13 protein-coding genes are annotated in these 12,307 nt (G+C 44.1%); 8 read left to right on the top strand and 5 right to left on the bottom strand.

Annotated elements, in window-relative coordinates; translation table 11 throughout:
* Nucleotides 1-155 precede the first annotated feature (155 nt).
* Nucleotides 156-368: a 50S ribosomal protein L31 gene (gene rpmE, locus AC27HD_RS15275; protein WP_032094946.1), complete on the top strand. Its 213-nt coding sequence runs from the start codon at nt 156-158 to the stop codon at nt 366-368.
* Nucleotides 369-686: 318 nt separating this feature from the next.
* Here rpmE and AC27HD_RS15270 read toward each other — a convergent pair whose 3' ends face one another.
* Nucleotides 687-1,001 (bottom strand): hypothetical protein, encoded by a 315-nt coding sequence (locus AC27HD_RS15270; protein WP_032094998.1) that lies wholly within the window; start codon nt 999-1,001, stop codon nt 687-689.
* Nucleotides 1,002-1,654: 653 nt separating this feature from the next.
* Between AC27HD_RS15270 and AC27HD_RS15265 the strand changes: the two genes are divergently transcribed.
* Nucleotides 1,655-2,872, top strand: coding sequence for a malic enzyme-like NAD(P)-binding protein (locus AC27HD_RS15265; RefSeq protein ID WP_032094947.1), 1,218 nt, complete (start codon nt 1,655-1,657; stop codon nt 2,870-2,872).
* Nucleotides 2,873-3,076: 204 nt separating this feature from the next.
* Here AC27HD_RS15265 and metJ read toward each other — a convergent pair whose 3' ends face one another.
* Entirely contained in the window at nt 3,077-3,406 is a 330-nt protein-coding gene (gene metJ / locus AC27HD_RS15260) for a met regulon transcriptional regulator MetJ (RefSeq protein WP_032094948.1), read from the bottom strand.
* Nucleotides 3,407-3,568: 162 nt separating this feature from the next.
* On the opposite strand from metJ, the gene metF reads away from it, so the two are divergent.
* Both metF and AC27HD_RS15250 read left to right on the top strand, forming a co-directional pair.
* Nucleotides 3,569-4,459: a methylenetetrahydrofolate reductase gene (gene metF / locus AC27HD_RS15255; protein ID WP_032094949.1), complete on the top strand. Its 891-nt coding sequence runs from the start codon at nt 3,569-3,571 to the stop codon at nt 4,457-4,459.
* A 198-nt stretch (nt 4,460-4,657) separates the two neighbouring features.
* Nucleotides 4,658-5,563 (top strand): virulence factor BrkB family protein, encoded by a 906-nt coding sequence (locus AC27HD_RS15250; protein ID WP_487106891.1) that lies wholly within the window; start codon nt 4,658-4,660, stop codon nt 5,561-5,563.
* A gap of 103 nt (nt 5,564-5,666) precedes the next feature.
* On the opposite strand, the gene AC27HD_RS15245 is transcribed toward AC27HD_RS15250, so the two are convergent.
* Both AC27HD_RS15245 and AC27HD_RS15240 read right to left on the bottom strand, forming a co-directional pair.
* Nucleotides 5,667-6,305, bottom strand: a complete 639-nt coding sequence (locus AC27HD_RS15245) for a DUF2959 domain-containing protein (RefSeq protein ID WP_032094950.1) — start codon at nt 6,303-6,305, stop codon at nt 5,667-5,669.
* Complete coding sequence (locus AC27HD_RS15240; protein ID WP_032094951.1) at nt 6,302-6,544, bottom strand: hypothetical protein; 243 nt, start codon at nt 6,542-6,544, stop codon at nt 6,302-6,304. Before AC27HD_RS15240 ends, AC27HD_RS15245 begins: the two co-directional genes overlap by 4 nt.
* A 201-nt stretch (nt 6,545-6,745) precedes the next feature.
* Here AC27HD_RS15240 and pip point away from each other — a divergent pair, with 201 nt between their 5' ends.
* The 3 genes from pip to AC27HD_RS15225 all read left to right on the top strand — a co-directional run bounded on the left by pip (nt 6,746) and on the right by AC27HD_RS15225 (nt 9,189).
* Nucleotides 6,746-7,723 (top strand): prolyl aminopeptidase, encoded by a 978-nt coding sequence (pip, locus tag AC27HD_RS15235; RefSeq protein ID WP_487106888.1) that lies wholly within the window; start codon nt 6,746-6,748, stop codon nt 7,721-7,723.
* Complete coding sequence (gene dtd, locus AC27HD_RS15230) at nt 7,720-8,157, top strand: D-aminoacyl-tRNA deacylase (protein ID WP_032094953.1); 438 nt, start codon at nt 7,720-7,722, stop codon at nt 8,155-8,157. Before pip ends, dtd begins: the two co-directional genes overlap by 4 nt.
* A gap of 105 nt (nt 8,158-8,262) precedes the next feature.
* A complete protein-coding gene (locus AC27HD_RS15225; protein WP_487106886.1) occupies nt 8,263-9,189 on the top strand; it encodes a bifunctional GNAT family N-acetyltransferase/hotdog fold thioesterase in 927 nt (308 codons plus the stop codon).
* Between the two features lie 187 nt (nt 9,190-9,376).
* Here AC27HD_RS15225 and rpoH read toward each other — a convergent pair whose 3' ends face one another.
* Nucleotides 9,377-10,234, bottom strand: a complete 858-nt coding sequence (gene rpoH, locus AC27HD_RS15220; RefSeq protein WP_032094955.1) for an RNA polymerase sigma factor RpoH — start codon at nt 10,232-10,234, stop codon at nt 9,377-9,379.
* A 595-nt stretch (nt 10,235-10,829) separates the two neighbouring features.
* Between rpoH and AC27HD_RS15215 the strand changes: the two genes are divergently transcribed.
* The gene (locus tag AC27HD_RS15215; protein WP_487106884.1) at nt 10,830-12,056 is read left to right on the top strand and encodes an EAL and HDOD domain-containing protein; all 1,227 of its coding nucleotides are present in this window, start codon (nt 10,830-10,832) and stop codon (nt 12,054-12,056) included.
* The last annotated feature ends 251 nt before the right edge of the window (nt 12,057-12,307 follow it).

Raw genomic sequence — 12,307 nt, 5'->3', positions numbered from 1 at the left:
CATAAAGCGCTTGATCGCTGGCGCAGCTTCCTTTATTATCCGCCGCTCTTTTGCGATGGGTTGTTCTAAGAACCGCTCATCATTTGAATATTAAGTTACGTATGGTGTTTGGCTTCGGGCTGAATAGCGATACGGCCTTATTGTGAGGTAATCCCATGAAACAAGGTATCCACCCAGAATACGCTGAAATGACAGCAACATGCTCTTGCGGAAACGTAATGAAAATCCGCTCTACAATGGGTAAAGACATCAACCTAGACGTATGTTCTTCTTGCCACCCATTCTACACTGGTAAACAACGTAACGTTGATACTGGTGGTCGTGTTGATCGCTTCAAGAAGCGTTTCGGTGCTCTTAGCAAGAAATAAACTTCGTACTTTTTTAAGTATTGAGTTGGAAAAGCGCCTTAGGGCGCTTTTTTATTGCCTGCTTTTTAGATAGCTTTTGAATGACCAGCTCCATGGGCTTCTGCATAAACAGAAGATAGAACCGCCATTGAGCGACAAAGAGAACAGGTATCATAGTGCGCGAGCACTAGAAAACACTGTGCGCGAGCACTAGAAAACACTGAATTGTGCGCGAGCACTAGAAAACACTGAATTGTGCGCGAGCACTAGAAAACACTGAATTGTGCGCGAGCACAAGAGAGCGCTGGCAGTGCGTTGATAGATCTCAGATATGAAGACCTAATGAGTGACGTTTTTAGCGAAATGCGTATCCCAATTTCCCTGGCTTTGTTTTGCGCACGCCTCCTCACTATCAAAACGCACAGATACAGGCTTAGACTTAATTCCTTCCAGCGCTATCTCTACCTGCGTTATAAATGTCGCCTCCCAGTTTTGTTCAAGCGCGCGGTTGCGATTTATTTCGGTGTCAAACACGGCCACAATCTCTGGGTTGCGCCAGTGCCCTAAATGAGTGAGCCAAACAAAGCCATTGTCTTGTTTTTTTAGCCCCTCGCAAACCTCAGTAAGCTCGCTGATTAATCGACGTTCTGTCATATTTTCACATTCACCATTTTTATTCATTAAAGCCGCTAGCCCGAAGCTTAAGCATTAGAATTTATATTTGCTAGGGCTTTTCTCTTTACTGGATAGCTATTTGAAACGTCGCTTTTAAAGAGCTAGCGTCTAAATACCTAGTTTCTATGTATATAACTCTTCAACAGTTTTCTCTGTATCAGAAGGCTCTCAATCAGGTAGCTTACTGTCAGGTAATTCAATGCCAGGTCGCTCTATGCCAAGCGCCTTTTCGCCGGTCTTGTTGACTCGCTATTTTAATTTTGACTCATTATTTGAAAGACCGTACAAATACAGAAGAAATATGAGATAAAAAATAAACATAATATGTATGAATGACAAACATAGTCTGCTTTTACTGGTCTAACGAGTTTCTCTCACCTACATTAATTATGACCCATTAGCGTAATTAAGTAGCACAATAGAGCACGCCCTAGTAACTCTGATCAGATATGTAGACCACCATGGCCTGTGTTAGTGTTACCACGTGCGCTCAAGCAAGAATAACACAGATAAATAACACGGATAACAGTCCGGATTTGATGCAGCTAGCCTTTAAAAAAATGGCCAGTAGGCGCTACCCTTTAAACATATAGCAATATCCATGAACCCTACACTCAAGGAATCTATTTCACATGTCAGATTTTAGACAACGCGCTCTCGATTATCACGCCAAGCCTACGCCAGGAAAAATAAGCGTTGAGCTATCGACACCCGCAGACAGCGTTGATGATTTAGCGCTTGCTTACAGCCCAGGCGTTGCCGAGCCAGTAAGAGAAATAGCTGAAGATCCAGACAACGCATACAAGTATACGGCTAAAGGCAATTTGGTGGCGGTTATCAGTAATGGTACTGCTATTTTAGGCTTAGGTAATCTGGGTCCACTAGCCTCAAAACCGGTAATGGAAGGTAAAGCGCTGCTGTTTAAGCGTTTTGCTGGTATCGACGCTATTGATATTGAAGTGAAGCACAGAACTACCGAAGAGTTTATCAATACGGTAGCGAATATTGCTGATACGTTCGGCGGTATCAATCTTGAAGATATCAAAGCGCCAGAGTGCTTTGAAATAGAGCAAGAGCTTATTAAGCGCTGTAAAATCCCCGTCTTTCACGATGACCAACACGGCACCGCAATTGTCACCGCAGCCGGAATGCTTAACGCGCTAGAAATTCAGGGCAAAAATATCGAAAATGCCAAAATTGTCTGTCTAGGAGCGGGAGCCGCTGCCGTGGCCTGTATGGAGTTGCTAATAAAATGCGGTGCACAGCGCGAGCGTATTTACATGCTCGACAGAAAAGGAGTGATACACACTCGTCGCGAAGACTTAACAGAACATAAATCGTTATTTGCTAACAACACCGACAAGCGAACCCTAGAAGACGTCATGGACGGTGCTGATATATTTGTGGGCGTGTCTGGCCCAGACCTTCTTCCTCCGGAAACATTGGCGCTTATGGCCGATAACCCTATCGTGTTCGCTTGCTCTAACCCAGACCCTGAAATCAGGCCAGACCTCGCTCATGCGGTACGAGATGATCTCATTATGGCAACCGGTCGCTCAGATTACCCAAATCAGGTAAACAATGTACTTTGCTTCCCGTTTATCTTCCGCGGCGCATTAGACGTACGAGCAAGCGCTATAAACGATGAAATGAAAGTAGCTGCCGTTGAGGCACTGCGCGCCATAACAAAAGAAGAAGTACCTGCTGAGGTGCTTGCCGCGAGCAATAGCAAAAGTCTTAGTTTCTCAAAGGACTACATTATCCCTAAACCCATGGACCCCCGCTTGTGCGAACGCATTGCTAGTGCAGTATCAAAAGCTGCCATAGACTCTGGGGTAGCTGGCATTTAAGACGTTCAGTCTTAGCCATTACGCTTGAGAAACAGGCTTAATAAAAAGGCGTATGAGCGAGTGTAAAACACAGACGCTACGTTTTGATAAGTCGGCCTTATTAACCTGATTTTATTAAAGCGCTTTTATTAAAGCGGCTTTATTAAATTGAGCACCTAAGTATGACAGCGTCACACTGTCATACTTAGGTGCATTCGCTCTACCCTATTCTTCGGTAGGCTCATTTTCGAAGCTGGGATCAATGCCCATCTCTTCCATAATTCTTCTTGCTTCTGCAGGCACTCTGTTGCCGTTGTCTTTACGCAAATCATCATCGTTCGGTAAAGGCTGACCTGTAAAGGCATGAAGAAATGCCTCACACAACAATTCTGAGTTAGTTGCATGTCGCAAGTTATTAATTTGGCGACGGGTGCGTTCGTCAGTTAACGCTTTCAGCACATTAATCGGTATTGAAACAGTGACTTTTTTTACCTGTTCGCTTTTCTTACCGTGCTCTGCGTAGGGGTGTATATATTTACCATTCCATTCTGCCATAGTACTAACTCGGTCTTATTTTATTTATGTTATGAAGGGAAATTCTAAACGAGTTCACGAAAAGGTCAATTGAGCAGTGTAAACCTCTTGACGTCTAGACATATATTCTTTAATTTAGACGTCTAAACGTCTATCCATATCGCTAGTAGAGAGAAAAAATACATGGTTTCTTATGCACAAGGCATTGATGCGCTCAACCAGTCCCTATCGGAACTGCGTGATATTGACGTCTCCTTTGAGTTTTTCCCCCCTAAAACGGAAGCCATGGAGCAAACTCTATGGAAATCAGTTGAGCGTTTAGCACCACTGAAGCCAAGCTACATGTCGGTGACATATGGAGCAAATAGTGGCGAACGAGACAGAACTCACGATGTGGTCAAGCGCATTCAGCAGCAAACAGGCGTCGCCGCAGTTCCTCATCTTACTTGCGTTGACGCCAGTAAAGACGAATTAAGGCAAATTGCGCAAGACTACTGGGATTCAGGAATACGCCGCATTGTTGCTTTGCGTGGTGATTTACCGCCGGGCATGGATAACACTGAAATGTATGCATCGGATTTAGTGGCCTTACTGAAAGAGGTTGCTGATTTTGATATATCAGTTGCTGCCTACCCTGAAAAACACCCCGAAGCTCGCAATGCGCAGTTCGACCTGCTGAATTTGAAGCGCAAAGCAGAAGCCGGTGCTACCGAGGCCATTTCACAGTTTTTCTTTGATACTAGCGTATTCCTGCGATTTAGAGACCGGGCCGCTGCTGCCGGCGTTGATTTAGACTTAGTGCCAGGTATTCTTCCAGTGACAAACTATCAAACCCTTGTGAAGTTTGCTGGATTTACCAATGTTCACGTGCCCGGCTGGCTGCATAAAATGTTTGATGGTTTAGACGCTGATGATCAAGCTACCCGTAACCTGATTGGTGCCAACATTGCGATGGACCAAGTTAAGGTATTAGCAAAAGAGGGAGTAAAGCACTTCCACTTTTACACCCTAAATCGCAGTGAGTTAAGCTATGCGATTTGCCATATGCTTGGGGTGCGTGGCGACAGCAAATAATTGCCGACCGTAAGCCACAGGCAAAATGCAGAGACAATGCATCGACCTGCTCTAGAATAAACCTTTACTCATAGCGCCGCTGGCAGTTACCATCAAATTACAGAATCACAGCAAGAACCACGGCAGCAACGTCTCTAAACGTTGGTGCTGACTCAGTGTTCGTGCTGAAACGTTGATATAGCTGTCAGGAGAGCAATTGTGTACGTAGAGCGGGTTAAAGCCATTTATGAGAATATAAAGCCGCAAGCAAAAGATCTCTTTACTATATTCATCAATCGCTGCAAAGAAGACAATGTAACGATATCTGCAGGCCACCTTGCCTACGTTACACTGCTGTCGCTAGTGCCGTTTATTATGGTGACGTTTACCATTATGTCGGCTTTTCCTGCTTTCGCATCGGTGCGCAGCAAAATAGAGCATTTTATCTTTAGCAATTTCGTACCCACCGCCAGCGACGTTGTTCATCAGTACATGACAGACTTTGTGGGTAACGCCTCAGAAATGAGTGCTATTGGCATTCTATCGCTGCTTTTTGTGGCGCTGATGCTTATCTCAAATGTAGATAAAACCCTCAATAGAATCTGGCGAACAAAGAGCGAAAGACCCATTGTCTTTACCTTTGCTATTTATTGGATGGTGATAACATTGGGCCCTATTTTGATAGGCTCTAGCGTTATCGTTAGTACCTACCTAACGGGTCTAGCCGCATTTACGGAAGAATACACCCCAGGGCTTGGCACATTACTGCTGAGCCTAGTGCCTAGTGGCGCGGCCATGCTCGCATTTACTATTTTGTATACCATGGTGCCGAATAAACAGGTTTACGCCCGCCATGCTGCCTGTGGAGCCTTTATCGCCACGGTTGCCTTTGAGCTCACCAAGTCGGGCTTTGCATTGTATGTGACTAACTTTCCATCCTATGAACTAATTTACGGCGCGCTAGCCGTAGTGCCTATTTTGTTCCTGTGGGTGTATCTGTCATGGATAATCGTCTTATTTGGCGCAGAATTCACCTGTAGCCTAGGCGAAGCCTTTGAAAACCAAAACGTCCTCGATAAAGAAAAGTATGTGCCTGAGGATGACGAGCCCACAGACCAGACATAAGTAAAAAGGGGAGCCAAATTGGCTCCCCTTTCTAATTATGATACCTCTTAGACATGATACATTCTTATCACGACATTGAGTTTTCACGCTAGGGGCGTTACCCCTAGTTTTTCATAGACGCTATAAATGCATCTGATTCCGCTATGGCAGAGTTCATCTGGCTAAGCAGTTGAGCAACATTGTCTTCAATGGTTGAAAGCTCGCCTTGAAGGGCACCAATAGCGCTGGCGTTTAGATTATGCTTCAAATAAAGCACATTATCTTGAAGCGCATCTAGCACGGGCGGCATTTTACTTTCGGCTTTGCGCATAGCACTCATCAACGACGAATAACGACGCTGAGTTTCACGAAGCTTTGCAGCACTATCTCGCTTTAAAGAACCACTTTGATATTTTTCTAGCTCTTCTTGCCACTCATCAAACAGGGCTTCTGCTACGCTTTCTACCTTATCAATGCGCGCTGTTACTTCTTCTGCAGCGGCGACACTGTCTTGATACTGGCCATTTAGATTGTCGTAAACGTCTTCTAATTCACCACCATCAAATGCTACGGCAGCACTAAACGCTTCTAGTGCAGAGCTAAATTGCTCCTGCGCGTCTTCTTGAGATTCTTTTGCATTGTCGACACGATCAACAAGAATGTCTCGCTTTTCTACACCCACTTTCTCCCAAGCTGCATAGTACGCAGACTGACAGCCTGTAAGAGTCAGTGCCGCGACAAACACGGTTGCTAGTAATCTCATACGGTTACTCCACCTCTATAGCGTGCTGCGCTGATAATACTGATTAAATGCAGTAATGCGCCTAAGGGCCAAAATATGATAGCAAGCACGACTGTTGCCGCTAGCGCATAAGACACACCCACGGTAATAAAGAAAAACAACGCAGCTAAAATTCGGCCTTGGACCAAATGTCCCAACCCGGGAATAAAAAAATTACAGATAGCGGCAATGACATTACCACCCGATCCTTGACCTGCCATATAAACATCCTCGCATTTATGACTATAATATGATTAGCTAGTGTAACACCTGCGCGGTAATAACCCCCTTATCATTTAGGCGGTTAAAGCGTGGTAAGCACTGCACATCTTGTTGAGCACAGCAAAGTGTGTCGGCACGCGACAGCATGCATAATAATAAATTAAACTAAAACAGGCACTCGCACAACGCGTAGAAATATAATGAAACGACTTTATCCGGATGTAACCCGCTATGACGACGGATTTATTGATGTAGGAAACGGGCATTCCCTGTATTTTGAGCAGAGCGGTAATCCAGATGGAATACCCGTCCTCTTTATTCATGGTGGACCTGGCGCTGGACTCCCCCCTAATTATAAAAGCTTTTTTGACAGCAACAAATACCGCATTATTGGATATGAACAGCGCGGTTGCGGGCGTTCCACTCCCTTAGCAGATACCAATAATAACGATACGTGGCTAAACGTAGACGATATAGACACCCTACGCAGTCACCTTTCTATTCCAGAATTTTTATTGTTTGGCGGCTCTTGGGGGTCAACACTCGCGCTTCTATACGCTCTAAAGTATACCGCCCATGTATCTGGCTTAATTTTACGCGGTGTTTTTCTTGCACGCCAACAGGACAGGGAATGGTTTTTATCTCCACACGGATGCGCAGCCCAGCTTTTCCCCGAGCATTATCGCAAGTTCACAAAAGACATCCCCGCGCCATTGAGCGCAAATGCAGTATGCGAATATTACAGCGCAGTATTGAAGTCAAACAACGATGTACTCAAACATGCTGCGTTGCGACGCTGGTATCAGTGGGAAGAACGTTTATCTAGATTAAGCTTGCCGCCAGGAGTCGGTGACGCCCATTGCCACTACCCCATGCACCTCGTTACGTGCTTAGCAACATTAGAGTGTCACTTTTTGTCCAACAAATGCTTCATTCCTGAAAACTACATTATCGACAATATTGATAAAATAGCGCATATCCCAGGCACGATTATCCACGGTCGCTACGACATGATATGTAAAACGGAAGCTGCTGAGACCTTACATAAAGCGTGGCGGCAAAGCCAACTGCAAATAGTACCGGATGCAGGTCACAGTACCTCAGAGCCTAGTATTGGCTATGCGCTTTGCAGGGCAACACGAGACATGTCACGATTTCTCAAGGAGCAGACCCAGTGATAGGACTAATTCAACGCGTATCGGAAGCAAACGTTACCGTAGACAACAACGTTATTGGTGAAATCGGCCATGGAATGCTTGTACTTCTGGGCGTAGAAAAAGACGATGGCGACGCTGAAATTGAAAAACTCGCAAATAAGCTATGCCGCTACCGCATGTTCAGCGATAGCGATGGGAAAATGAACCTGAATATTGAACAGGTGGAGGGTGAAATACTGGTTGTGTCTCAGTTTACCTTGGTAGCAGATACACAAAAAGGCAATCGACCTGGTTTCTCTCGTGGCGCATCACCTGCCCATGGCGAAGATATTTACTCACGCTTTGTTGGCGCGCTTAAACAAAAAGGAATGCGTGTTCAAACCGGGGAATTTGGCGCCGACATGAAGGTGGGCCTTATTAATGATGGTCCGGTTACCTTTCAATTTCATGTATAAGCCATGACGGCTAGGGCAGCCTTTATTTGCTTACATAATTAAACTTGTACCCATAGCGCGGTTACGTTTAAATACCAAGTCGACTTTAAAAAAGGCCAGTTTATTGTGTACAAGGTTGTAACACCGAAAAGTGATGCAGAATTTGAAGCCTATTTTCATTTTCGTTGGGAGCATTTGCGTCAACCGTGGAATTTCCCCCCTGGCTCAGAGAAAGATGAATACGAACAAGTTGCAGAACATCGTATTATCACCAATAGAAAGAACGAAATTGTTGCCTGCGGCCGAGTGCATTTAAATACCGCAGAAGAAGCGCAAATAAGACATATCGCAGTGCACAGCGACCACTTGCGCAAAGGCTTAGGCCAAATGGTAATGGTTGCGCTAGAAAATGTGGCTAAAGACCTTGGTGCAGTGCGTGCAGTGACAAACAGCCGCGAGATCTCCATCGACTTCTTCGCCTCTTGTGGATTCGTGGTTGAGCGTGAGGCGCCTAATGAACTAGGCATGCTTAAGCGTCAGCAGATGGTGAAAAAATTCACTGAAAATAATACGCTGGTGCTTCATCCTAAATGGTGTAAAGCACTTCAAGAAACCTGGTCAGAAACCATTCCTATTACTGAACACATGGGTATTAAGTTGTATCAGTACACGGGACGAACGCTGGAAACCAGAGCCTCATTAAACAAGAACATTAATATTCACGGCACTATGTTCGCGGGAAGTATTTTTTCATTGGCCACACTCACTGGCTGGGGACTCATATATCTGCAGCTAAAAGAGCGTGGTTTAAGTGGTGATATTGTATTGGGCGATGGAGATATTCATTACCACAAGCCAATCACAATGAAGCCAAGAGCCATCTGCAATATCGAAACACTGTCTGGCAAATTTGCACCGCTGCAAAAAAATAAAAAAGCCCGTTTCGAACTCAGCGTAGCTATTCTTGATAATGATACCGCAGTAGCAGAATTTGAGGGAGTATTTTGGGTGCTTCCGCCTGAGGCATCTGATAATACCAGTCCGGATAGATAGTTACCCACTCAGCGAGACTTAAAATGTTCGTAATCGCGGCGTGTCACCGCAGGTGCAGTGGTTCTACATGAAGGTGACGCAACAAAGAGTAAGGCAATAAAATAAAAGACATAAAAAAAGCGCCTACTGATGAAGTAAGGCGCTTTTTCCTAATTTACGTCGGCTCAATCAGCCAACCCTAAATTCGTTAGGCTGCAACCATTGCTGCTTGCAGTTTTTTCATCGCGTTCTTTTCAATCTGACGAACACGTTCTGCAGAGACTTCGTACTTGTTCGCTAAATCTTGCAGCGTAATTTTGTTATCAGCCAACCAGCGTGTTTCGATAATATCTTGGCTGCGCTCATCCAGCGTTTTAATCGCTGAATATAAACGTTTGCTTGCTGCGGTATCCCAATCGTTATTAATAACGTCAGTTTCAACATCAGCAGTTTTGTCTTCCAAAAACTGAACAGGCGCAAAGTTGCCGGTTTCGTCTTCGTCGGCCGACAAATCAAATGCCTGATCTTGGCTGCTCATGCGTGCTTCCATTTGCAGCACTTCCTTGGTACTTACACCAAGTTCGTTCGCTACGGTTTGCACTTCTGCGTGAGTAAACCAACCTAGGCGCTTTTTCGCTTTGCGCAGGTTGAAGAAAAGTTTACGCTGAGCTTTTGTTGTCGCTACTTTAACGATGCGCCAATTTTTCAATACAAACTCATGTATTTCGGCTTTTATCCAATGAACGGCAAAAGAAACTAAGCGTACACCCACCGAAGGGTCGAATCGCTTAACCGCCTTCATTAGACCAATATTGCCTTCTTGAATAAGATCAGCTTGCGGTAATCCATAACCTGAATAAGATTTTGCAATATGCACAACAAAGCGAAGGTGCGACATCACTAATTGACGCGCTGCCTCTAAATCTTCATCTTCGCGAAGGCGTACCGCTAACTGACGCTCTTGGTCGGCAGTAAGCATATCAATGCGACCTACAGCCTGCATGTAGCCTTCGATGCTACCGCTGTGTGGCACTGATAACGCCATTGATTGCAAATTGTTGCTCATTGTTCACCTCATTAATCACCGTTCTTCATTACTTATGTAATGTGAACTGCGAGAGACCTAAATAAAAGAAAAGAAGCCCAAACGATATGTTGGTATGGGGACAACTGTTACAGTATCAAGACCTGTAAATCAAAAAAAAGTTCAAATCCCTAACAACATATCATCAAATACCAATGATAAAATATCTTTATCGACATTTTCAATATGTATACGTCAATTTCAACACTAAAACCGCGCTTCAATATTAGGTCTTTAACATTACCTAAGTATACCGCAATTCCGTATAGATCGTTCACTTTTGGTCTCACTTAATTGCGGTTTAGCGATAATAGTAAACGCAAAAGGTCACAATAAACGTCGATAATGAAAGCAAACAACAAGCTTAAAAATAAGAGCCCACATAAGAGTAAGGATAAGAGCAAAAACAATAGATAGTAGAGTAAAACGTTGTACACGTTTAACCCAGCATGTAATCTTGTTGTTATATACTGTGATATTGTGTGAACTGTATTGTCATCTCGCGCATTTATATGCAGTAACAGGCATTAAAAACAACAATAACCTCATTGCCTAGAAAGATTGCTCAAGGATAATTATGTTTGCATACGTCGCCAGACAGCCAATATTTAACGTAGATAGGGAAGTCTACGCTTACGAACTGCTCTTTCGCGTAGGTGAAGATAATTGCTTTCCAGACATTCCTCCCGACGAAGCAACGTCTAAAATACTCACGTCTACACACCTTAGTCTTGGTATTGAAGAAATAACTGGGGACAAAAAAGCGTTTATTAACTTTCATCGCGATACGCTCATGTTCCGTTTCCCTACCTCACTAGACGCCAACAAAGTGGTTATAGAGATTGTAGAAACGGTCAATGTAGATGATGCCCTTGTAGCCGCGTGCAAACACATTCGCGGGCTAGGCTACCCCATTGCCCTTGATGATTACGACATGCATGGTAAATGGGAGGCTTTTATGCCCTTTACTAGCGTCGTTAAGATTGATATTACAGAGATAGCTCACGACAAAATTCCTGCGCTAGTGGAACGCTTTAAAGCGAACAAAATGAAGTTAGTGGCAGAAAAGATTGAAACCTACGAAGAGTTCCATAAGTTTAAAGAAATGGGGTTCGACTACTTTCAAGGCTATTTCCTTGCACGCCCTGAAATTGTAAGGCATCGCAAATTAGGCCCAAACAACCTCACAATGTTAGAGCTACTGGCACTAAGTAGTGAGGCGTCTCTTGACCTTGAAAAAGTTAAAACCATCATGGAAAGAGACCCGTCGTTAACGTATTTACTGCTGCGGTTTATTAACAACCCAATGGTTAATAAACGCCACACAATTAAATCGCTCAAGCACGCATTAAATTTCATGGGCGAAGTGGAAGTTAAGAAGTTTCTCTCGTTGCTAGCCTTAGCAAACCTAAGCGAAGGTCAGCCCACCGAACTCATGCAGATGGCTTTAGTTAGGGCAAAATTTTGCGAACTTGCCTACCTTGCCGTAAGCAAAGATAAGAATTCCCATACTGGTTTTTTAGCTGGTTTGCTCTCACTGCTCGACGCCATGATGGAACAGCGTATTGAGGACTTAGTTAAAAAAGTACCGATTGACGACGATGTAAAAGATGCGCTTTGCGGCAAACCCAATTTACTCAGGGAGTGCCTTACCTTGTCTCAGCATTTTGAGACGGCGCGATGGGCAGGCATTAAGCAATTTGCCGCCAAATACAAAGTTAATCAGGCCCTACTTCATAGCTATTACAACGAAGCCATAAAATGGGCGAAGCATATTCACAATGCCGCGCTTGATAAAGAATAGTTCGTCAAAAAGCTGATTAGTCAAAAAGGCTTACTCATCAAAAGTCTAACTTGCCAAAAGAGCAGTATGCTAAAAAAGTAGTGCGCTGAAAGAGAGTGACTCTTTGATAAACTGGTAGTCATTAAATTAACAGTATTAGTATTGTGCGAAAAGACTCATTATCATAATCTTATCGCCAGTTCTCATCCTCTACCTGCGGGTTATTTGAGCGCTCAAAGCCACTATAATAAGTTAAGAGTTTAGGTTTTAGG

The sequence above is a fragment of the Alteromonas sp. 4NS20-0143 genome (genome assembly GCF_057542855.1).
This window is presented reverse-complemented; position numbering and strand designations above follow the sequence as displayed.